Source organism: Allobranchiibius sp. CTAmp26, from assembly GCF_017565405.1.
Taxonomy (GTDB): Bacteria; Actinomycetota; Actinomycetes; order Actinomycetales; family Dermatophilaceae; genus Allobranchiibius.
The window spans coordinates 155,510-175,346 of record NZ_JAGEKR010000016.1 but is presented as its reverse complement, the minus strand read 5'-3'; the positions used below and the strand labels follow the sequence as shown (position 1 = coordinate 175,346).

Sequence of the window (19,837 nt, the reverse complement as noted above, 5' to 3'; positions counted from 1 at the left end):
GCCGCTCTCGGGCGCCCTGACAGAATCGCCGCATGTCCGACAACCTCGCCCAACAGGACGACGCCGGCCGCCTGTTCGTGATCACCGGAGCCCCGGCCTGCGGCAAGTCGACCGTCGGCCGGGCGCTGGCGGATGCCCTCACCAAGTCGATCTTCGTGGACGGTGCGGTGATGGCGGACATGGTCGCCGCAGGCCGGATGCCGATGACCGCCGAGCCGACCATCGGGGCGTTGGAGCAGCTCTTCACCCGGTACGCCGGCGCGCTCACGCTGGCGGATGTCTACCGCGCCAACGGTTTCGACACGGTCGTCGCCGACGACATGGTCGGCGACTACCTGGACGACTTCCTGGATCTGGCGGACACCGGGCCGCTGCACCTGATCGTGCTGCACCCGTCGGTCGATGCGCTTCACGAGCGCGAGCTGGCGCGCGGCACCACCGCGTACGGCGACGGTTCGGCGGCTGAGAACGTCTGGAACGAGGTCGAGTTCAACACCAAGCGCGTCGGGCTCTGGATCGACAACTCGACCCTGACGCCGACCCAGGTGGTCGTGCGCATCCTGCGGAACCTCGACGAGGCCACGGTGAACCCGCCGGCCTGAGCATCACCCGCTGTGCCGGGGCGATGTTCAGCACGTTGCCGTCTGGCAGCACCCCCGGTCCCCGGAGTGGAAGGCCCGCGCGCCGCTGCCGGCGCGTCAGCCGAACAGCGCCGCCTCGTCGCGCGACCACAGGCCTGTCAGGCCACGGAAGTGGGCGAGGAAGCGTTCGTGCTCGTGCGTCGGGTAGGTCGAGCGCACGGTGTCGACCAGGATCGCGTCGAACGCCGGCGAGCTCACCCATTCCAGCACCATCTCGTCCACGTGCGGGAGCGCCACCCCCACGAATTCCCGGTACTTCTCCACCTCGAAATAGTCGTCCGAGAGCCGTTGGTAGTCAGCCAGTTTCGCGTCGTACGACGCGTCGGTGTCGGCGACCTCGAACCACGGGCCGGTGTCGACCTGGGTCCGCGCGCGACGGCCGCTGACCGCGCAGTAGACCGACCACTTCAGCAGGGACTTCATCGCCCATGGGAAGTAGTAGTGCAGCGAGGTGATCGCGACGTCCGGGCACGCGTTGGCGTAGTCGATGGGGTAGACAACGCCGTCCTTGACCAGCATCTCGCAGCTGTTGAACTCCCACCGGAAGAAGGCGTTGACCGTCTGGGCGATGGTGCGCGTCTCGGCGCCGACCGCCGGGCTGAGGAAGTCGTGCGACACGGCGTACCGCTCGTGCATCGGCTCGTCCGGGCGGAACCGCATCACCATCGTCTCCGGTCCGATGGTGAGTGCCCTTGCGAACACGTCGAATCCGTCGACCGCGGCCTGCAAGTGCATCAGCATCTCGCCGGACTCGTCGTACGAACGGTGCAGCTCCGCCTCGTCACGCACCATCGAAACTCCCCGCCACGCACCGCCGTCGAACGGCTTCATGAACATCGGGTACCCCACGCCCTGCGCGACCTCGGCGAGGTCGAACGGCGCGTTGTACCGGCCCGACGTGTAGGCCCAGCGCACGTTGTCCAGCGGGTTCTTGTACGGCACCAGCACCGTCTCGGGCACGTGCATCCCAAGGCGCATCAGTGCGCAGTACGCCGAGTGCTTCTCCATCGACTGGAAGGTGAACGGGCTGTTCAGCAGGTAGACGTCGTCCATCAGCGCGACCTTCTTCAGCCATTCGCGCGGGTGGTAGTACCAGTGCGCGAGCCGGTCGATGACCAGGTCCGTACGTGGAGTGGAGCGCAAGTTGAACGGCTCGATGGTGAGGCGCTCGGCGCGGATGTCGTGCGTGCGCCCCTCGTAGCGCACCGGCCCGATCCGCTGCACCAGCTCCTCGAACGCCCGGGGCCAGTCGTCCTCGGCGCCCAGCAACAACCCGATCAGATGCTCACTCATCGCCCACCCGCATGCCCATGCAGCTCACCGTATGCCGGGCCGGTCACCCCCTGTGCGGGAACGACGTTCAGCCCCAGACGCTTCGCAGCAGCCGCGGCAGCGCCGGATCGAGCGCATCGCGCCACGCCGGGTAGTCGTGGCCCCCGTCGACCTCCGTCAGCTCCACGGCGATCCCGGCTGCCCGCAGCGCTGTCGCCGCCAACCTGTTGTTGGCGAGGTTGTCCTCCTCGCGCCCGCATGTCATCGCGACCTCGAAACGGCGGTCCGCGGTACGCGAGCGGGACAGCTCCCCGACCGCGTCCGCCACTCGGTCGAAGCGCACCAGGTCCGCCTCCCGCCCGTGCGTCTCGGCGACGAACATCTGCCGGTCCGTCGCCCGCGTGAAGAACGACCCCGACTGGGCGAGGACCCCACCGACCCGCTCATCGGCCAACCCCGCCAGCACGGACGTGAGGCCGCCGAGACTGGCGCCCAGCACCGCGACCGGCGAGCCCACGGCGTACCGCCGCTCGAGCGCCATCAGCCCCATCGAGAAGGTGCTCAGGTAACGCGGCGAGGCGGTGTACCACTGGGTGCGACGCCGGACATCAGCCAACACCAACCGCATTCGTGGGAGCTCGTCGCGATCCACGCGCTGCGCGGCCCAGTCGACCAGCCCGGCTTCGGTGTCGTACGCCGGGCCGTCGTGCACCCATAGCAACGGCACGGGCTGATCGTCCGCGAGGTGGTCAGGACGACACACCTGGACGTACAGGGGCCCGGAGAACGCGCTCGGCAGCTCGTGGCGCGTACGCCGCCAGTCCATCTCGCGCGTGGCTCAGTAGAGCGCGGACATCAGCGCGGTGCGCGCCTTCTTCACCCGGGGGTCGGACGGCCCGACGACGTCGAAGAGTCCTATCAGGTGCTGGCGGGCGGCATTGCGCTCGTCGCCGGAGGTGACGCGCACGAGGTCGACCAGACGCACGAAGGCGTCCTCGACGTGTCCGCCGAGGACGTCCAGATCGGCGACCACCGTCTGCTTGTCGACATCGGTCGGAGCGGCAGCGGCCGCCGCACGAGCCTCGTTCAGATCGACGCCATCGGTGCGCTGCAGCAACCGCACCTGGCCCAGGCCCAGCACGGCCTCCTCGTCCTGAGGATCCGCGGCGATCGCCTGTTCGTACGCCGTGACCGCAGCGGCGTAGTCGCCGGATTCGATGGCGGCGTAGGCCTGTTCGTGCAACGGCGACACCTCGGGCTCCGCCGGCTGATCGCTCGGAGCCGCCGCCTCACCGACCGGGACCCGCCCGGTGACGCCGTTCGCCGCCGCCGCCTCGAGCACCTTGTCGAAGACGTCGCGGACGGCATCCACCGGCTGATCGCCAGCGTAGAGCGGCAGCGGCTGGCCCTTGACCAGCGCCAGCACCATCGGCACCTGCTGCACCTGCAGCGCCTGACGGATCTGCATGGCGACGTCGATGTCGGCCGAGGCCAACACGAGGCGCCCGGCGTACTCCCGCACCACGCCGGCGAGGACGTCGATGTGGTCGCGGCTCGCGGGGCGGGCTCCGGAGTAGAGCGCGAAGATGACCGGGACGTCCATCGACTGCTGGACGGCGTCGCCGAAGCTGACGTCGTCGACCTCGCGGACCAGCTGGTCCGCGCCGGGGGCTGCGGGTGCACCGGCAGCAGCGGAGGCCCGAGGGCCCCCAGTGGGACGCGCCGGCTTCTTGGCCAGTCCTGAGAGGTCGATGGCGCCGCGCAACGACGCAGGGGTGATCGGCTGGTCGCTCATGCGCCCATTCTGTCGTGTGCCGCCCGGCACCGGCGCCAGGGTCCCGCGAACCGGCACCGACTCACCGAGCGGAGGGGTCCACTGACGAGCGGAGGGGTCATGTCCCCTCCGCTCAAGGCGGGACCCCTCCGCTCGATGGGAGGGGTGCGCTCAGCAGCGCCCGACTCACCGATCAAACGCCTGCGGGGTGGTGGGCGAGGATGGCCTCCACCAGCTGCTCGGGCTGTTCCTCGGCGATGAAGTGACCGCATTCGGGGATCGCCCGACCGAACGCCGCCGGGGCGAAGTCCTTCCACGCATCGAGCGCGCCGGCGCCGGCCGCCAGACCGGCGTCACCCCACAGCACCTGCACCGGCAACTCGACCCGATGGCCGGCATCCTGATCGGCCTGGTCGTGCTCGACGTCCTGGGGAGTGGCGCGGTAGTCGTCGAAACCGGCCCGCAGGGCACCGGGCCGGCTGAACGCCTCGACGTAGTGCGGGACCCCGTCTGCCATCGCCGCGTGCTGGAAGGTCCAGTCGTCGATCAGATAGCGCAGATACCCGTCGACGTTCGCACCGGCGAGCAGCTCCGGCAGATCGGGCCGCTGGTGGAACAGCCAGTGCCAGTAGCCGGCGGCGACCTCGTACGTGGCGGTGCGGACCATCCCCAGGGTCGGCGTGATGTCGAGCACGGTCAGGTGGGTGAGGACGTCGGCGTGGTCGAGCGCGAACCGGTGCGCGACCCGCCCGCCCCGGTCGTGACCGACCATCTGCACCCGGTCGTAACCGAGCACCTCGACCAGCTCGCGGATGTCGGCCGCCATCCGCCGCTTGGTGTAGTCGCCCACCGGCTTGTCGGTGTGCCCGTATCCCCGCAGATCGGGCGCGACGACGTTAAACCGCTCGGCGAGGGCGGGAGTGACCTTTCGCCAGCAGTACAACGTCTGCGGCCAGCCGTGCAGGAGAACGAGCAGCGGCCCCTCCCCGGCACTGCGGACGTTCATCGTGATGTCGGACAGCCGAACCTGTGTCTCCATCACGCCAATCAACCACCCGCACCGTTGGACGGACAACGAGCAACGGCAGACAGCACCGAGCGGAGGGGTCCACCGACGAGCGGAGGGGTCATCTCCCCTCCGCTCGAGGCCGGACCCCTCCGCTCGATGGAAAAGGTGCGCTCAGAAGCGCGCGGGCTCCCGGTAGACGCCCCACACGTCGCGCAGCGCGTCGCAGATCTCGCCCATCGTGGCCTCGACCCGCACCGCGGCCAGCATCGGCTCGATGAGGTTGTCGCTGCCCTTCGCGGCCGCCACCATCTTCGCCAGTGCGGCGTCGACGGCGACCCCGTCGCGGGCCGCCTTGCGGGCACCGAGCGCACGCACCTGCTCGACCTCCACCTCGTGCGAGACGCGCAGGATCTCCAGGTCCCCGGCGAGCGACTCGGTGTGGCAGTTGACGCCCACCACCCGCTTCTCGCCCTTCTCCAGCGCGACCTGGTACTGGAACGCCGCCTCGGCGATCTCGGACATGAACCACCCGTCCTCGATGCCGCGCAACAGCCCGGAGGTGATCGGGCCGATCGAGTGCTCGACCGCGCCGGAGGCGTCGCGCTCCCGGCCGAACTCGCCCATCTCCCGGATCTTGTCGAAGATGGCCTCCGCCTCGGCCTCGAGCCGGTCGGTCAGCGCCTCGACGTAATAGGAGCCGCCGAGCGGGTCGGCCACGTTGACCACGCCGGTCTCCTCCATCAGCACCTGCTGGGTACGCAGCGCGACCTCCGCGGACTGGTCGCTCGGCAGCGCCAGCGTCTCGTCGAGCGCGTTCGTGTGCAGCGAGTTCGTGCCGCCGAGCACGGCCGCGAGCGCCTCGACCGCCGTACGCACGACGTTGTTGGTCGGCTGCTGGGCGGTCAGCGAGACCCCGGCCGTCTGCGTGTGGAAACGCAGCCACTGCGCCTTGTCGGTCTTCGCGCCGTACTCGTCGCGCAGCCACCGCGCCCAGATGCGGCGCGCCGCACGGAACTTGGCGATCTCCTCGAAGAAGTCGATGTGGCTGTCGAAGAAGAAGGACAGGCCAGGAGCGAAGACGTCGACGTCCATGCCCCGGGACAGGCCCAGCTCGACGTAGCCGAAGCCGTCGGCCAGGGTGTACGCGAGCTCCTGCGCGGCCGTCGAACCGGCCTCCCGGATGTGGTACCCGGAGACCGAGAGTGGTTTGTAGGCCGGGATGTTCCCGCTCGTGTATTCCATCAGGTCGCCGATCAGACGCAGGTGCGGCTCGGGCGCGAAGAGCCACTCCTTCTGGGCGATGTACTCCTTGAAGATGTCGGTCTGCAGGGTGCCGTTGAGCGTGGTGATGTCCACGCCCTGCCGCTCGGCCGCGACCAGATACATGCAGAACGCCGGCACCGCAGGTCCACTGATCGTCATGGACGTCGTGACCTCGCCGAGCGGGATGTCCGCGAAGAGCGTCTCCATGTCGGCGGCCGAGTCGATCGCGACCCCGCAGTGCCCGACCTCGCCGAGGGCGAGCGCGTCATCGGAGTCACGGCCCATCAGGGTCGGCATGTCGAACGCGACGGACAGCCCCCCGCCACCGCGCTTGAGGATCATCTTGTAGCGCTCGTTGGTCTGCACCGCGTTCCCGAAGCCGGCGAACTGCCGGATCGTCCATGGACGACCGCGGTAACCGGTCGCGTACAGCCCTCGGGTGAAAGGGAATTCACCCGGCCACCCGATGTCCTCCGGCGCCTCCCCCTCGGGGGGCCCGTAGACGGGATCGACCTGCACTCCGGACAAGGTGGTGAAGTCCGCGTCACGCACCAGGCCCTTGGTCTCGGCGGCGGCGAAGCGGTCCTGCCAGCGGCGGTGGCCCTGGCTCGACTCGCGGTGGTTTTCCATGTGAGCCAGGTTACGTCGGCACGCGTGCTACTCCCTCGTACCGCGTGGCCTGAATGTCCGTTTCGATTTGTATTTACCCGTTTCTGTTGACATCGCCCCGTGTGACCCACTACACCTATCCCTGTGACCGAACACACACGGGAGAGCGCCCCCACCCTGTACGCCGCCGAACGGCAGGCCTTGATCCTGCGCGCGGCGCAGGCGGACGGCCGGGTCGAGGTCGCGGCCATCGCCGGCGAGCTGGACGTGACGCCGGAGACGGTGCGGCGCGACCTCACCGTCCTGGAGCGCCGCGGCCGGGTACGCCGCGTGCACGGGGGCGCCATCCCGGTCGAACGGTTCGACGTGGAGCCGACGGTCGCGGCCCGCACGGAGGCGAACGCGCAGGAGAAGGAGCGCATCGCCCGCGCGGCGATCGACCTGCTCCCGGCCGAGGGCACCGTGATCATCGACGGCGGCACGACGACCGCGCGGCTCGCCGAGCTCTTCCCGCGGGACCGCGAGCTGACCGTCGTGACCACATCCCTGCCGGTCGCGAGCACGCTGGCGGCTTTCCCGTCCATCTCCCTGCACCTGGTCGGCGGCTACCTGCGCGGGCGCACGCTGACCGCCGTGGGCGACTGGACCACCGCGGCGCTCGCCGGCATCTACGCCGACGTGGCCTTCCTCGGAACGAACGGGCTGAGCCTGAAGCACGGGTTGAGCACGCCCGACCAGCGCGAGGCCGCGGCCAAGCGGGCGATGATCGCCTCGGCCAAGGAACGCGTCGTCCTGATGGACGCCGAGAAGTACGGCCAGGCGCACTTCTCCCGGTTCGCCGACCTCGACGAGATCGACACGGTCGTCACCGACGACGCGCTGAGCGCCGACGACGCGCGCGCCATCCAGCAGCTCGGACCGCAGGTGGTGCGCGCATGATCGTCACGCTGACCCCCAACCCGTCGCTGGACCGCACCCTGGTGCTCGACCGGCTGGCCCGCGGCGAGGTCAACCGCGCCCTGGAGAGCCGCCTCGAGCCGGGCGGCAAGGGCGTCAACGTCACCCGCGCGCTCGTGGCGAACGGGTCCACGAGCATCGCGGTCTTCCCGTGCGGCGGCAACAACGGACGCCTCATGGAGCTGCTCATCGCCGAGGAGCGGGTCACCGCTCGTGTGGTGCCCGTGGGCGGGCCGATCCGCGTCAACACCGCGATCGTGGAGCCCGACGGCACCACCACCAAGGTCAACGAGCCGGGCAGCCGTTTCAGCGACGCCGAGACCGCGGCCGTCCTGGACCAGACCGCGTCCCTGCTCCCCCACGCGACCTGGCTCGCCGTCTGCGGATCGCTCGCCCCGGGCATGCCCGCGCATTTCCCGGCCCACGCCGTACGCCTGGCGCGCGAGGCCGGCGTCCGGTGCGCCGTCGACGCGTCGGGTGCGGCCCTGGAGTCCGGCGTCAGCGCCGGGCCGGACCTGATCAAACCCAACCGCACCGAGCTCGCCGAGCTGGTCGGGCGGCCGCTCGACCGGCTCGCCGACGTACGCGCCGCAGCCGCCGAGCTGGTGCGCGGTGGCGTCGGTGCCGTGGTCGTGAGCCTGGGACGCGACGGAGCCCTGGCCGTCGACGCCGACACCGTCGCCCTCAGCAAGGCCACCACGAACCGCCCGAAATCTACTGTGGGAGCGGGAGATTCGCTCCTCGCGGGGATGCTCTTCACCCTGGAGCGTTCCGGGACGCTCGCGGAGGCACTGGCCACCGGCGTGACCTGGGGCACCGCGGCGGTGCAGCTTCCCGGCACCCAGGTGCCCCGCCCGGCGGACCTCGCGGGCATCAGCCCCGAGACGACGTACGCGCCCGACGAGGACCTGGCCCTCGCGGACTGACATCGACGCACCCCATCCGACGGCCGGTCCGGCCCGTCGCACAGCAACCCCACGAAAGGAACAGCCCATGTCCATCATCACCACCGACCAGGTCGTCCTCGACCTGAGCGCGACGGACCGCCACGAGGCGACCCGCACCCTCGCGCAGACCCTCGTGACGAGCGGGCGGGTGACCGACCTGGAGCAGTTCCTGACCGACGTCCGCAAGCGCGAGGAGCAGATGGCGACCGGCCTGCCCGGCGGCATCGGCATCCCGCACGCCCGCAGCGCCGCGGTGACCGAGCCGTCACTGGTCTTCGGCCGCACCACCGGCATCGACTGGGGCGCCGAGGACGGCCCGGCCACCCTCATCTTCCTCATCGCCGCTCCCGAGGGCGGCGGCGATGACCACCTGAAGATCCTCGCCGCCCTCGCCCGGAAGCTCATGCGCCGGGAGTTCCGTGAATCCCTCGCCCAGGCCGCCGACCCGGCCGCCGTCGTCGACCTCGTCAACAAGGAAGTAGTCGGATCATGAAATTCGTTGGTGTCACTTCGTGTCCCACCGGTATCGCGCACACCTACATGGCGGCCGAAGCCCTCGAACAGGCCGCCCGGGACGCCGGCCACGAGATGGAGGTCGAGACCCAGGGCTCGGCCGGCTCGTCTCCCCTCAAGACCGAGACGATCGCGTCCGCGGACGCGGTGATCTTCGCCCACGACCTCGAGGTGAAGGACAAGTCCCGGTTCGCCGGGAAGCCCACCGTCGACGTGGGAGTGAAGAAGGCCATCGCCGACGCGCCGGCGCTCATCGCGCAGGCCGTGCGGCTCGCCGAGGAGCGCGCGGCGAACCCGCAGGCCGCCTCCGCAGCGGGCGCAGGCGCGGGCGCAGCCGCCGGCGGCGGCGCACTGGTGACCAAGGTCGACCAGGGCGCGTCGGTGGGCACCCGGATCCGCCAGTGGCTCATGACCGGTGTGAGCTACATGATCCCGTTCGTCGCAGCCGGCGGCATCCTCATCGCCCTGTCCTTCATGCTCGCGCAGGTCGCGGGTGGGAAGAAGGGTGCGATCGGCGTCACCAACTACAGCCTCACCGACGCCGCGGGGCTCGCGAAGTCCTACAACCTGATGACCCACTTCGACCCCACCAGCGGGATGAACTGGGCCGGGCTGCTCTTCGTCGTCGGTGCCGCGTCGTTCGGCTTCCTCGTGCCGATCCTGTCCGGCTTCATCGCGTTCGGCATCGCCGACCGGCCCGGCATCGCGCCCGGTATCGTCGGCGGCTCCATCGCCGCGACGATGGGCACCGGATTCCTCGGCGGCATCGCCACCGGTTTCATCGGCGGCTTCATCGCCCTCTTCGTCAGCCGGTGGAAGGTGCCCAAGGGCGTGCGCGGCGTGATGCCGGTGGTGGTCATCCCGCTCATCTCGACCCTGCTGACCGGCGCGATCATGATCATCATCCTCGGCCGGCCCCTGAAGTGGCTGACCGATCACCTGACCGACGGGCTCAACAACCTGGGCACCAACGGCGCAGGTCTGGTGCTCCTCGGTGTGGTCCTCGGTCTGATGATGGGCTTCGACCTCGGCGGCCCGGTCAACAAGGTGGCCTACACCTTCGCGACCACCGGTCTGGCGACGGTCGCGGCCAGCAACGGCGACGCCCCGCAGCTGCGGATCATGGCCGCGGTCATGGCGGCCGGTATGACGCCCCCGCTCGGCATGGCGCTCGCCACCACCGTGCGCAAGCGGCTCTTCACCCCGGCGGAGCAGGAGAACGGGCGGGCGGCCTGGCTGCTCGGCGCCTCGTTCATCAGCGAGGGAGCGATCCCGTTCGCTGCGGCGGACCCGTGGCGGGTCATCGTGTCCTCGATGGTCGGCTCCGGTGCGACCGGCGGACTGGTGATCCTCTTCAACAACACCCTGCGCGCCCCGCACGGCGGCATCTGGGTAGCGCCGCTGATCGGCAACCCCTTCACCTACGTGCTCGCCGTGATCATCGGCACCCTCATCACCGCGGCGATCGTCGTGGGGCTGAAGTCGATGCGTTCCACGACCAGCGTGCAGGCGACGGCGGCTGCCGACCAGCTCGTCAGCGCCTGACCCGCCGTACGACTCGCACACTCTCGAATCACCAGCAACGACAAGGAATCTCACATGGCAACGCAATCCCGTACGGCGACCATCGCCTCCAGCGTGGGTCTGCACGCCCGGCCGGCCGCACTCTTCGTGCAGGCGGCAGGTGCCACCGGCGCCGAGGTCACGATCGCCCGGCCCGGCGAGGAGCCGGTCGACGCGACCAGCATCCTCGGAGTGATGGCACTCGGCGCCAAGCACGGGGAGGACGTCGAGCTCACCGTCACCGGCGACGACCCCGACGCAGCGCTCGATTCCCTGGTGGACCTGCTGTCGCAGGATCTGGACGCGGCCCACTGAGATGCGCACCTTGAGCGGTGTGCCGGTCAGCCCGGGCTCGGCCGTCGGACCGGTGGTGCAGGTCAGCCCTGCGATCACCGCACCCGCCGCCGAGCCCGGGCCCCAGGGGCCCGAGGAGGCGGCGGCCTCGATCACCGCGGTCGAGCGGGCCTTCGAGGACGTGGCCGTGGGTCTGGAACGTCGTGCCGAGGACGCCCCCGGCGCGGCCAAGGAGATCCTGGGCGCGGCGGCGCTCATGGCCCGCGACCGGGCACTGCTCAAGGCGGTCACGAAACGGATCACCGACGGCTCCGGGCCGGCCCGTGCGGTCGAGGCCAGCGTCGCGGAGTACTGCGCGATGTTCCAGGCAGCAGGCGGATACCTCGCTGAACGGGTCACCGACCTGAGCGACGTACGCGACCGAGTCGTGGCCCGACTGCTCGGCCAGCCCGAGCCGGGCATCCCGGCGCTGCACGGCCCGTGTGTGCTGGTGGCCCGTGACCTGGCGCCCGCCGAGACGGCGACGCTCGACGCGACGCTGGTGCGCGGCATCGTCACCGAGGCGGGCGGCCGCAACAGCCACACCGCGATCCTTGCCGCCGGCCTCGGCATCCCCGCCGCAGTCCAGGTGGCCGGGGCGACCGACCTGGAGGTCGGGACCGTGGTCGCCGTCGACGGCGACACCGGAGTGGTCACGGTCGACCCGGACCAGGCCACCCAGGACACCATGCAGCGCAAGGCGTTCGCCCGTCGTACGGCGCTGCAGGCGGCGTCCGGACCCGGCCGCACCATGGACGGGCACCCGGTCGCGCTGCTGGTCAACATCGGCACCGCCCAGGACGCGATCAGCGCTGGACCGATGGACGTGGAGGGAGTCGGCCTCTTCCGTACCGAGGTCCTCTTCCTCGGCAAGCAGAGCGCCCCGACTGTGGAAGAGCAGACGCAGATCTACCGCTCGGTCTTCGCGGCGTTCGGCACCCGGCGGGTCGTCGTCCGCACCCTGGACGCGGGCGCCGACAAACCGCTGGCGTTCGCCGATCTGGGCGAGGAGGAGAACCCCGCGCTCGGCCGGCGGGGGCTGCGGATGGGTCAGGCGATCCCCGATCTGCTGGACCACCAGCTGGAGGCGCTCGGTGCGGCAGCGCAGGGCACGGCGGCCGAGGTCAAGGTGATGGCGCCGATGGTCGCCACGGTGGACGAGGCGCAATGGTTCGCCGAGCGGGTCCGCGCCCACGGCCTGCCCTCGGCCGGCGTGATGATCGAGATCCCCGCTGCGGCGCTGCGGTCGCGCGACGTGCTGGACGTCGTCGACTTCGGCTCGCTCGGCACCAACGACCTGGCGCAGTACACGATGGCGGCCGACCGGATGCAGGGCGCGCTGTCGGACCTGCTCGACCCCTGGCAGCCGGCGGTGCTCGACGTGATCGACGCCGCGTGCGCCGGTGCCCGCGCCCACGGCAAGCCGATGGGCGTGTGCGGGGAGTCAGGAGGAGACCCGTTGATGGCGTTGGTGCTCGCCGGTCTGGGAGTCACCAGCCTGTCGATGGCTCCCGGCAAGGTCGACCTGGTGCGCTACGCACTGTCGCTGCACGACCTCGCGACGTGTGAGCGACTCGCGGCGGTGGCCCGCGCGGCGCGGACGGCGAGCGACGGCCACGCCGCGGTCCTGCGGGAGGTCGACGCTGCGCTGCGCGACGTGCTCTGAGGTGACGCGCCTAGGCTGCGGACCGTGAAGGACAAGGAAGCCCGCAGGAAGACGACCGCCCGTCGCTGGGAGCTGCGATTCTGCGGACGGCGCGGCCACCTGACCTACGCACCGGACGAGAGCGGTCTCGCCGGCCGTCTGCGGACCGAGACCGCCCAGGGTGAGGCATGGCGCTGCCTGCGGTGCGGCGACTACGCCATCGGGGCGCCGGCCGCGTCAGGCCCGGCCGACGATGCGCCGACGCCGTTGCGCGGGAAGGCATTGCGCGACGCGTTCATCATCCGGCTGCTCGCGATCGAACGTCTGCTCCGTGGACTGTTCCTGATCGCGGCGGCGTACGTCGTCTGGAGGTTCGTCGGCGCCCGCGACTCTGTGCAGCGGGTGTTCGACAAGGACCTGCCGGCGGTGCGCGACCTGTCCCGGCGCACCGGCATCGATTTCGCGGACGCGGCGCCCACCCGCCTGCTGCAGCGGGCGCTCGACGCGGGCCACGGGACCCTGGTGCTGCTGGCCGCCGGCGTGCTGGCGTACGGGCTGCTGGAGCTCCTGGAGGCCTACGGGCTCTGGATCATGAAGCGCTGGGGCGAGTACGTCGCCGTCGTCGGCACCGCGATCTTCCTGCCGCTGGAGATCTACGAACTCACCGAGAAGGTGAGCGCGTTCAAGATCGTGGCGTTCCTGATCAACCTCGCGGCCGTCGCGTGGCTGATCTGGAGCAAGCGCCTCTTCGGGTTGCGCGGTGGCCATGCGGCGTTCGAGAAGGAGCGCGAGAGCACCTCACTCCTGGAGGTCGAGCGCGCCGCCGCCCGCGTCTGACGCGTCGGCGGCGGCACGCTCGAAGCGGGTCAGCCCGGGTTGTAGCCGACTCGACCGACCGTCAGCTGGTGCACGGTCGTGGCTGCGCATCCGGTCACGCCGGAGCGCGCCAGGAAGAGGGCCTGGGTGCTGCCCGGGGGGTAGATGCGGAAGCCGCGCGCTGCCGTCGGCCGGCACTGACCTGAGGAGTAGTCGCCGGCGTTGGCCACCTGCAGGATGAAGGTGGTGCCGGCACCCTTGGCCAGGGTCAGCGTCTTCGACGTCCCGGCCGGGTTGCGGTCTGCGGCACGTCCGAGCTGGACCCCGTTCGCGCCCACCAGGCTCACTCCGGGATACCCGTCCAGCGTGCACGTCGCCTGACCGGTGTTGCGCAGACTGATCGTGTAGTACGCCGACCCCGCAGCGGCGCCCACCCGGCTGACGCCCGTGCTCAACGAGGTCGCGGCGCAGCGTCCGGCGGACGCAGGGCCGGCGGACCCGTTGACGCCGGTCGGGGTCGAGGTGCCCGACGACGAACCGGCCGATGTCGTGGCCGACGAGGTAGTCACCGACGAGCTCGTGCCCGACACGCTGCCCGACCCGGAGGTCGTCGCGCTGCCGGACGGCGTGGTGGAGGCGGTGCTGGTCACGGACGCCGGGGCGGCCGTCGATGACGAACCGGCGGAGTTCGAGCTGCCACAGGCAGCCAGCAGGGCCAACGGGCTGATGAGAGCGGCAGCGGAGAGCGCTCGGCGAGTTGTGTTCATACAGGTGAAGACGACGAAGGGGTCGCGGAGGTTGGCACCGGTGTGAGAACAGGTCTTTCGCCACTGTCGAGGTAGGCGTGCACGAGGGGTACGGCGGCCGCGCCCTCCCCACTGGCCGACGCCACCCGCTTCATCGACCCGGCGCGGATGTCGCCGGCGGCGAAGACACCGGGCACCGTGGTCTCCAGCGACGCCGGGGGCAGACCGGCGACCCAGGTGTGCTGCGGGGTGTCCCGCCCCGTCACCACGAAGCCGGCCCGGTCGCGTACGACGTCGTCCGGCAACCAGTCGCAGCACGGCTTGGCACCGAGCAGCAGGAAGAGCCCGTGCGAGGAGACCTTCTCCTCGCCACCGGTGTTCTTGTCGCGCAACGTGATCCAGTCCAGGCGACCTGCACCGCCGGCGTCGATCACCTCACTGCACGCACGCACCGCGATGCGCGGGTTTCCCGCGATCTCGCGAGTCAGGTAGTCCGACATGGTCTCGGACAGGTCCGGGCGTCGGATCACGATGGTCACCGACCGAGCCCAGCGCGCCAGGTGCACGGCTGCCTGTCCGGCGGAGTTGCCGCCGCCGACGATGTGCACGTCCTTGCCCTCACACCCCCGGGCCGCCGATGTCGCCGCGCCGTAGTGCACCCCGAGCCCCACGAAGTCCTCGACGGCCTGGACGCCGTGTCGTCGGTAGGCGACCCCTGTCGCCACCAGCAGCGCGCGTGCCTGCACCTGCGCGTCGTCGAGGGTGAGGGTGTGCACGTCGTTCGGCCCGCTCGCCAGTCGCGCGGCGTGCACCGGCCGCGCGGAGTAGATGTGCGCGCCGAAGCGGTTCGCCTGGGTGCGAGCCCGCTGCGCGAGACGCATCCCGGAGATCCCGCGGGGGAAGCCCAGGTAGTTGCGGATCATCGAACTGCTGCCGGCCTGGCCCCCGACGGCGTCGGCGTCCAGCATGATCGTCGTCAGCCCCTCGGACGCGCCGTACACCGCCGCCGCCAGTCCGGCGGGCCCGGCACCGACGATCGCGAGGTCGTAGACGCGCCCGTCCTGCGGTTCGCGGCCCATGCTGAAGAGGGCACCGATCTCGGCGATGCTTGGGGAGTTCATCACCCCGCCGAGCGGCGAGACGACGAGCGGGTACGCCGGCTCCGCGCCGTGCAGCCCGGCCAAGGCGTCGCGGCCTACGTCGCTGTCCGGTGCGTAGACGCGGAACGGGACACCGAGGCGTTCCAGGAAGTCGCAGATCTGCGACTTGAGCGGCGAGATGCCGTCGCTGACGATCTGGACCGACTCGACCACGGGGACGTCGGAGGTCCAGCCCCAGTCCGAGAGCAGCTCGGTGACCGCGGTGTGGAACTCCTCGTCGCGTACGCCGCGGGGCACGGTCAGGGAGGTGTCGATCCGTCCGGCGAGTTGGGCTTCGCGCACGACCTCCATCGCCGACTTGAACTCCTCCCAGGCGAGCACGATGACCCGTTTGGCGGCGGAACTGATGGCGTGCACACAGTCCAGCGCGACCAGACCGGCGGCGTCCGGCAGCTCCATCTGCGCCGCGACCAGCGCGATCGGCACGTCCTGGGAGTGCAGCGTCTGGGTGACCGCGATCGCGGCGGCCAGCCCGTCGGCGTACTCGATGCGGTAGTCGACCTCGTACCGGCGGAACTCTCGGGTCAGTGCGTCGCGCTGCTGGGTGCCGATCAACAGGATCGCGGGAGTGCGGATCGTCATACCGAAAGTCTAGGAGGGCCGCCACCCCCCAGCTTCACGCCGACCGCGCCGCCGCGCCGGCGCCGGGCAGCCTCAGAGGGCGTCGACCAGCTCGTCCGCGGCGGCGTACGGGTCGATCTTGCCAGCGACGACGCGCGCCGCGAGCTCGTTCAGGTTGTCGTCCCGGCGCGGATCGGTCATCCGCAGGCGCAGCGTCTGCAGTGCGATCGCTGCGATCTCGCCCTCGGCGCGGGCGATCCGCCGTTCGCGCAGCACGTCGTGCTCGACCAGCCAGGCGTGGTGCTTGTCGAGCGCGGCGACGACGTCGTCGCGGCCCTCGCCGCGTTCGGCGACGAGCTTCTCCACCGGTGGGCGCCACCCGTCGGCCTCGGTCCGCTCCCCCAGGCTGATCATCGCGCGCAGGTCGCGCACGGTGACGTTGACGCCGTCGCGGTCGGCCTTGTTGACCACGAAGACGTCGCCGATCTCCAGGATCCCGGCCTTGGCGGCCTGGATGCCGTCACCCATGCCGGGCGCCAGCAGGACGACCGTCGTATCGGCGAGCGCGGCGATCTCGACCTCGCTCTGGCCGACGCCGACCGTCTCCACGAGGATCACGTCGCACCCGGCAGCATCGAGCACCCGCAGCGCCTGCGGAGCCGCGAACGACAGCCCGCCCAGGTGCCCGCGGCTGGCCATCGAGCGGGTGTAGACCTGTGGGTCGAGCGCGTGGTCCAGCAGCCGGATCCGGTCGCCGAGCAACGCGCCGCCGGAGAACGGCGAGCTGGGGTCGACGGCGAGGACGCCCACCCGCATCCCCCGCTCCCGGAAGGCCGCGACCAGTGTGTTGGTGGTCGTCGACTTCCCCACGCCGGGGCTGCCGGTCAGGCCGATGACCCACGCCGACCCGGTGTGCGGCGCGAGGGCCGCCATGACCTCGCGCAGGGCGGGGTCGGCGTTCTCGACCAGGGTGATCAGCCGGGCGACGGCCCGCGGTGAACCGTCGCGGGCCGCAGCAACCAGGGCCGGCACGTCGGCCGGTCGCGAGCGCATCCGTGAGATCCCTTGCGCTTGGCTGGTGTTCAGGACTTCGGGACGCGCACGATCAGCGCGTCGCCCTGGCCACCGCCACCGCACAGGGCAGCAGCGCCGACACCGCCGCCACGCCGCTTCAGCTCCAGCGCGAGGTGCAGCGCGATGCGCGCACCCGACATACCGATCGGGTGGCCCATCGCGATGGCGCCGCCGTTGACGTTGACCTTCTCCGGGTCCAGACCGAGCTGCTTGGTCGAGGCGAGCCCGACGGCGGCGAACGCCTCGTTGATCTCGACCAGGTCGAGGTCGGTGGGCTCGATGCCCGCCTTCGCGCACGCCGCGGCGATCGCGTTGGCCGGCTGAGACTGCAGGCTCGAATCGGGACCGGCGACCACCGCGTGCTCGCCGACCTCGGCGAGCGGGGTCACCCCCAGCTCGGCGGCCTTGGCCGCGCTCATCACGACGACGGCACACGCCCCGTCCGAGATCGGCGAGGCCGAGCCGGCGGTGATGGTGCCGTCCTTGCGGAACGCCGGACGCAGCTTGGCGAGCGACTCCACCGTGGTGTCGGGACGGATGCCCTCGTCGTCGCGGAACTCCACCGGGTCGCCCTTGCGCTGCGGGATGAGCACGCTGACGACCTCGTCGTCGAAGAGGCCGTTCTTCCACGCCTGGGCCGCGAGCTGGTGGCTGCGCGCGCCGAACGCGTCCTGCTCCTCGCGGCTGAACTCCTGGTCGGCCTTGTTGGCGTCCTCGGTGAGCCCGCCCATCGCCTGGTCGGTGAAGGCGTCCCACAGGCCGTCGTGCGCCATGTGGTCGCGCATCGTGACGTCGCCGTACTTGAAACCGCCGCGGCTCTTCTCCAGCAGGTGCGGCGCCTGCGACATCGACTCCTGGCCACCGGCCACCACCACGTCGAACTCACCGGCGCGGATCAACTGGGCGGCGAGCGCGATGGCATCGACACCGGACAGGCACACCTTGTTGATGGTCAGTGCGGGCACGGTGAGCGGGATGCCACCCTTCACCGCGGCCTGGCGAGCGGGGATCTGGCCCGCGCCCGCGGTGAGCACCTGGCCCATGATCACGTAGTCGACCTGGTCGCCGCTGATGCCGGCCTTGTCCAGCGCGCCCTTGATCGCGAAACCGCCGAGGTCGGCCGCGGACAGGTCCTTGAGGCCCCCCATCAGCTTGCCCATGGGCGTACGGGATCCGGCCACGAGGACGGGGGTGCGATCGGTCGCGCTGTCGGTCATCAGGGATCTGCTCCAGCGAGTTGCGGACGAGTGGATGCGGTCCCGGGATATCCCGGGTGACCGGTTTCACTTTAGCCTTGCCGGTATGCCGAGCCTGCCCACCCATCTGTTCACCGCGATCGACCACGTGGGCGTCGCCGTACCCGATCTGGACGCAGCGATCGACTTCTACCAGGCGACGTTCGGGATGCAGCTCACCCACCGCGAGACCAACGAGGACCAGGGCGTGCACGAGGCGATGCTGCGGGCCGGCAGCGACGACGGTGCCCAGATCCAGCTGCTCGCGCCCGCCGGCCCCGACTCCACGATCGCGAAGTTCCTGGACCGCTCCGGCCCGGGCATGCAGCAGATCGCCTATCGCGTGGGCGACCTCGAAGCCGTGAGCGCCACCCTGCGCGACCGTGGCATGCGGTTGCTGTACGACGAGCCGCGGCGGGGCACGGCAGGCAGCTCGGTCAACTTCGTGCACCCCAAGGACGCGGGCGGGGTCCTGGTCGAGCTGGTCCAGCCCGCCGGCTGAGACTTGTGGGAACGCGCGCGCTGTATAGAGCGCGCAACTCCCCACAAGTCTGAGGCGGCGCGGAACCGGAACCCCCACACCCCTACTGATCGTTGGCCGTTCAATCATGGACTTCTTCTCCAGCCCGGACCTGTGGGTCGCCTTCCTCACGCTCTTCGCACTCGAGCTCGTGCTCGGCATCGACAACGTCGTCTTCATCTCGATCCTCACCAGCCGCTTGCCGAAGTCCCAGCAGCAGCGGGCGCGGATCATCGGACTGGCCCTGGCACTGCTGTTGCGCATCGGATTGCTGGCGGTCGCGTCCTGGATCGTGGGGCTGACCTCGCCGATCTTCTCGATCGGGGACGCCAAGGCGCTGGAATTCTCCGGCCGTGACCTGATCCTGCTGGCCGGCGGACTCTTCCTGGTCTACAAGGCCGTCACCGAGATCCACGACAAGATCGAGGGCGCCGGCGAGGCCCATCTGGCGACCGGGGTGACCTCCACGATGGGCAAGGTGATCGTGCAGATCCTGCTCATCGACGCCGTCTTCTCCCTCGACTCGGTCATCACGGCCGTCGGGATGGTCGACCAGCTGTCGATCATGATCGCCGCGGTCGTGCTGTCGATCGGTCTGATGATGGTGCTGGCGGGGCGGATCAGCGACTTCGTGAACGCGCATCCGACCGTCAAGATGCTCGCGCTGAGCTTCCTGGTGCTGATCGGGTCGACGCTGATCGCGGAGGGCTTCGACGTGCACCTGTCCAAGGCCGCGATCTACGGCCCGATCGCCTTCGCCATCGGCGTGGAGTCGCTCAACCTGCTCTACCGCAAGAAGCACGAGGCCGGCCGCACGATGTAGCCGGTCACAGGTGGAGTCGTGGCGCGCTCTATACGGCGCGCGGCGACCCCCACTCTCGTCGGCGGTCCTACCTCCAGGAGCCGCGTGGCGGGCGGCGGTCCCGGGCGGTCCAGCAGCCCGTGTGCCAGTGCCGCCTGTCGCTCACGTCACCCAGGCCGTCGTCCGGCCACACGACGACGTGCGCGAGCGAGGCAGGCAGTTGCTGGCTGCAGCCCGGGCAGGTGTAGACCCGCCCGTTCGCGTTGCCTCGCACCGGGCGCACCATCCACGAGCCGCCGGCATACTGCTCGCGGCGTACCCCCGTCTCCAGCACCCGGGAGATGTCGGGTGCTGGTCCTGGGGTACGACGGGGTGGCCGCCTGCGCCGCGGCATGGG

Annotated in this window: 21 protein-coding genes; 11 read left to right on the top strand and 10 right to left on the bottom strand. The window is 70.6% G+C overall.

All coding sequences use genetic code 11. From position 1 onward, the window contains the following. The first annotated feature begins 32 nt into the window (after window positions 1–32). Window positions 33–602 (top strand): hypothetical protein, encoded by a 570-nt coding sequence (locus J4030_RS12370; protein ID WP_208049527.1) that lies wholly within the window; start codon window positions 33–35, stop codon window positions 600–602. Window positions 603–698: 96 nt separating this feature from the next. Here the strand turns inward: J4030_RS12370 and J4030_RS12365 are convergent, their stop codons facing one another. From J4030_RS12365 to J4030_RS12345, 5 genes are all read right to left on the bottom strand, one after another. Beyond that, on the bottom strand, window positions 699–1,934 hold the full coding sequence (locus J4030_RS12365; protein ID WP_208049526.1) for a RimK family alpha-L-glutamate ligase: 1,236 nt from the start codon (window positions 1,932–1,934) through the stop codon (window positions 699–701). A 67-nt stretch (window positions 1,935–2,001) separates the two neighbouring features. Then, a complete protein-coding gene (locus J4030_RS12360) occupies window positions 2,002–2,739 on the bottom strand; it encodes an esterase family protein (RefSeq protein WP_208049525.1) in 738 nt (245 codons plus the stop codon). Window positions 2,740–2,751: 12 nt separating this feature from the next. Beyond that, window positions 2,752–3,708, bottom strand: coding sequence for a tetratricopeptide repeat protein (locus J4030_RS12355; RefSeq protein ID WP_208049524.1), 957 nt, complete (start codon window positions 3,706–3,708; stop codon window positions 2,752–2,754). Between the two features lie 172 nt (window positions 3,709–3,880). Then, window positions 3,881–4,726, bottom strand: a complete 846-nt coding sequence (locus J4030_RS12350; RefSeq protein WP_208049523.1) for an alpha/beta fold hydrolase — start codon at window positions 4,724–4,726, stop codon at window positions 3,881–3,883. A 141-nt stretch (window positions 4,727–4,867) separates the two neighbouring features. Then, the gene (locus J4030_RS12345) at window positions 4,868–6,589 is read right to left on the bottom strand and encodes a methylmalonyl-CoA mutase (protein WP_208049522.1); all 1,722 of its coding nucleotides are present in this window, start codon (window positions 6,587–6,589) and stop codon (window positions 4,868–4,870) included. 156 nt (window positions 6,590–6,745) lie between these two features. Between J4030_RS12345 and J4030_RS12340 the strand changes: the two genes are divergently transcribed. From J4030_RS12340 to J4030_RS12310, 7 genes are all read left to right on the top strand, one after another. Next, window positions 6,746–7,507 carry a DeoR/GlpR family DNA-binding transcription regulator gene (locus tag J4030_RS12340; RefSeq protein ID WP_208049637.1) on the top strand — a complete coding sequence of 254 codons (762 nt, stop codon included), beginning with the start codon at window positions 6,746–6,748 and terminating at the stop codon, window positions 7,505–7,507. Then, window positions 7,504–8,451: a 1-phosphofructokinase gene (gene pfkB / locus J4030_RS12335; RefSeq protein ID WP_208049521.1), complete on the top strand. Its 948-nt coding sequence runs from the start codon at window positions 7,504–7,506 to the stop codon at window positions 8,449–8,451. Before J4030_RS12340 ends, pfkB begins: the two co-directional genes overlap by 4 nt. Before the next feature lie 67 nt (window positions 8,452–8,518). Continuing rightward, the gene (locus J4030_RS12330; RefSeq protein WP_208049520.1) at window positions 8,519–8,965 is read left to right on the top strand and encodes a PTS sugar transporter subunit IIA; all 447 of its coding nucleotides are present in this window, start codon (window positions 8,519–8,521) and stop codon (window positions 8,963–8,965) included. Then, window positions 8,962–10,530, top strand: coding sequence for a PTS fructose transporter subunit IIC (locus J4030_RS12325; protein ID WP_208049519.1), 1,569 nt, complete (start codon window positions 8,962–8,964; stop codon window positions 10,528–10,530). The genes J4030_RS12330 and J4030_RS12325 overlap by 4 nt, the downstream gene beginning before the upstream one ends. 54 nt (window positions 10,531–10,584) lie before the next feature. Beyond that, the gene (locus J4030_RS12320) at window positions 10,585–10,863 is read left to right on the top strand and encodes an HPr family phosphocarrier protein (protein ID WP_208049518.1); all 279 of its coding nucleotides are present in this window, start codon (window positions 10,585–10,587) and stop codon (window positions 10,861–10,863) included. 1 nt (window position 10,864) lies between these two features. Further along, window positions 10,865–12,547, top strand: a complete 1,683-nt coding sequence (gene ptsP / locus J4030_RS12315) for a phosphoenolpyruvate--protein phosphotransferase (RefSeq protein WP_208049517.1) — start codon at window positions 10,865–10,867, stop codon at window positions 12,545–12,547. 24 nt (window positions 12,548–12,571) lie between these two features. Continuing rightward, window positions 12,572–13,363: a DUF2127 domain-containing protein gene (locus tag J4030_RS12310; protein WP_208049516.1), complete on the top strand. Its 792-nt coding sequence runs from the start codon at window positions 12,572–12,574 to the stop codon at window positions 13,361–13,363. A 29-nt stretch (window positions 13,364–13,392) separates the two neighbouring features. Here the strand turns inward: J4030_RS12310 and J4030_RS12305 are convergent, their stop codons facing one another. Then, window positions 13,393–13,797 (bottom strand): DUF4232 domain-containing protein, encoded by a 405-nt coding sequence (locus J4030_RS12305; protein ID WP_208049515.1) that lies wholly within the window; start codon window positions 13,795–13,797, stop codon window positions 13,393–13,395. On the opposite strand from J4030_RS12305, the gene J4030_RS12300 reads away from it, so the two are divergent. Then, window positions 13,790–14,155 carry a hypothetical protein gene (locus J4030_RS12300; protein WP_208049514.1) on the top strand — a complete coding sequence of 122 codons (366 nt, stop codon included), beginning with the start codon at window positions 13,790–13,792 and terminating at the stop codon, window positions 14,153–14,155. The genes J4030_RS12305 and J4030_RS12300 overlap by 8 nt on opposite strands. On the opposite strand, the gene J4030_RS12295 is transcribed toward J4030_RS12300, so the two are convergent. The 3 genes from J4030_RS12295 to J4030_RS12285 form a co-directional block, all read right to left on the bottom strand. Beyond that, a complete protein-coding gene (locus J4030_RS12295) occupies window positions 14,106–15,830 on the bottom strand; it encodes an FAD-dependent oxidoreductase (protein WP_208049513.1) in 1,725 nt (574 codons plus the stop codon). The genes J4030_RS12300 and J4030_RS12295 overlap by 50 nt on opposite strands. 72 nt (window positions 15,831–15,902) lie before the next feature. Further along, window positions 15,903–16,862, bottom strand: coding sequence for a methylmalonyl Co-A mutase-associated GTPase MeaB (meaB, locus tag J4030_RS12290; protein ID WP_208049512.1), 960 nt, complete (start codon window positions 16,860–16,862; stop codon window positions 15,903–15,905). 29 nt (window positions 16,863–16,891) lie between these two features. After that, on the bottom strand, window positions 16,892–18,100 hold the full coding sequence (locus tag J4030_RS12285; RefSeq protein ID WP_208049511.1) for an acetyl-CoA C-acetyltransferase: 1,209 nt from the start codon (window positions 18,098–18,100) through the stop codon (window positions 16,892–16,894). Window positions 18,101–18,185: 85 nt separating this feature from the next. On the opposite strand from J4030_RS12285, the gene mce reads away from it, so the two are divergent. Continuing rightward, window positions 18,186–18,620 carry a methylmalonyl-CoA epimerase gene (mce, locus tag J4030_RS12280; RefSeq protein WP_208049510.1) on the top strand — a complete coding sequence of 145 codons (435 nt, stop codon included), beginning with the start codon at window positions 18,186–18,188 and terminating at the stop codon, window positions 18,618–18,620. A gap of 106 nt (window positions 18,621–18,726) precedes the next feature. Next, complete coding sequence (locus J4030_RS12275; RefSeq protein WP_208049509.1) at window positions 18,727–19,461, top strand: TerC family protein; 735 nt, start codon at window positions 18,727–18,729, stop codon at window positions 19,459–19,461. A gap of 67 nt (window positions 19,462–19,528) precedes the next feature. Here the strand turns inward: J4030_RS12275 and J4030_RS12270 are convergent, their stop codons facing one another. Next, the gene (locus tag J4030_RS12270) at window positions 19,529–19,834 is read right to left on the bottom strand and encodes a hypothetical protein (protein WP_208049508.1); all 306 of its coding nucleotides are present in this window, start codon (window positions 19,832–19,834) and stop codon (window positions 19,529–19,531) included. Between the last annotated feature and the right edge of the window lie 3 nt (window positions 19,835–19,837).

Excerpts from the sequence above, each read along its gene's own strand:
- J4030_RS12320 (WP_208049518.1), top strand. The coding sequence starts at position 10,585 with ATGGCAACGCAATCCCGTACGGCGACCATCGCCTCCAGCGTGGGTCTG.
- meaB (WP_208049512.1), bottom strand. The coding sequence starts at position 16,862 with ATGCGCTCGCGACCGGCCGACGTGCCGGCCCTGGTTGCTGCGGCCCGC.
- J4030_RS12285 (WP_208049511.1), bottom strand. The coding sequence starts at position 18,100 with ATGACCGACAGCGCGACCGATCGCACCCCCGTCCTCGTGGCCGGATCC.
- J4030_RS12325 (WP_208049519.1), top strand. The coding sequence starts at position 8,962 with ATGAAATTCGTTGGTGTCACTTCGTGTCCCACCGGTATCGCGCACACC.
- J4030_RS12330 (WP_208049520.1), top strand. The coding sequence starts at position 8,519 with ATGTCCATCATCACCACCGACCAGGTCGTCCTCGACCTGAGCGCGACG.
- J4030_RS12345 (WP_208049522.1), bottom strand. The coding sequence starts at position 6,589 with ATGGAAAACCACCGCGAGTCGAGCCAGGGCCACCGCCGCTGGCAGGAC.
- J4030_RS12370 (WP_208049527.1), top strand. The coding sequence starts at position 33 with ATGTCCGACAACCTCGCCCAACAGGACGACGCCGGCCGCCTGTTCGTG.
- J4030_RS12275 (WP_208049509.1), top strand. The coding sequence starts at position 18,727 with ATGGACTTCTTCTCCAGCCCGGACCTGTGGGTCGCCTTCCTCACGCTC.
- J4030_RS12355 (WP_208049524.1), bottom strand. The coding sequence starts at position 3,708 with ATGAGCGACCAGCCGATCACCCCTGCGTCGTTGCGCGGCGCCATCGAC.
- ptsP (WP_208049517.1), top strand. The coding sequence starts at position 10,865 with ATGCGCACCTTGAGCGGTGTGCCGGTCAGCCCGGGCTCGGCCGTCGGA.
- J4030_RS12360 (WP_208049525.1), bottom strand. The coding sequence starts at position 2,739 with ATGGACTGGCGGCGTACGCGCCACGAGCTGCCGAGCGCGTTCTCCGGG.
- J4030_RS12350 (WP_208049523.1), bottom strand. The coding sequence starts at position 4,726 with ATGGAGACACAGGTTCGGCTGTCCGACATCACGATGAACGTCCGCAGT.
- J4030_RS12365 (WP_208049526.1), bottom strand. The coding sequence starts at position 1,934 with ATGAGTGAGCATCTGATCGGGTTGTTGCTGGGCGCCGAGGACGACTGG.
- J4030_RS12295 (WP_208049513.1), bottom strand. The coding sequence starts at position 15,830 with ATGACGATCCGCACTCCCGCGATCCTGTTGATCGGCACCCAGCAGCGC.
- J4030_RS12270 (WP_208049508.1), bottom strand. The coding sequence starts at position 19,834 with ATGCCGCGGCGCAGGCGGCCACCCCGTCGTACCCCAGGACCAGCACCC.
- mce (WP_208049510.1), top strand. The coding sequence starts at position 18,186 with ATGCCGAGCCTGCCCACCCATCTGTTCACCGCGATCGACCACGTGGGC.
- pfkB (WP_208049521.1), top strand. The coding sequence starts at position 7,504 with ATGATCGTCACGCTGACCCCCAACCCGTCGCTGGACCGCACCCTGGTG.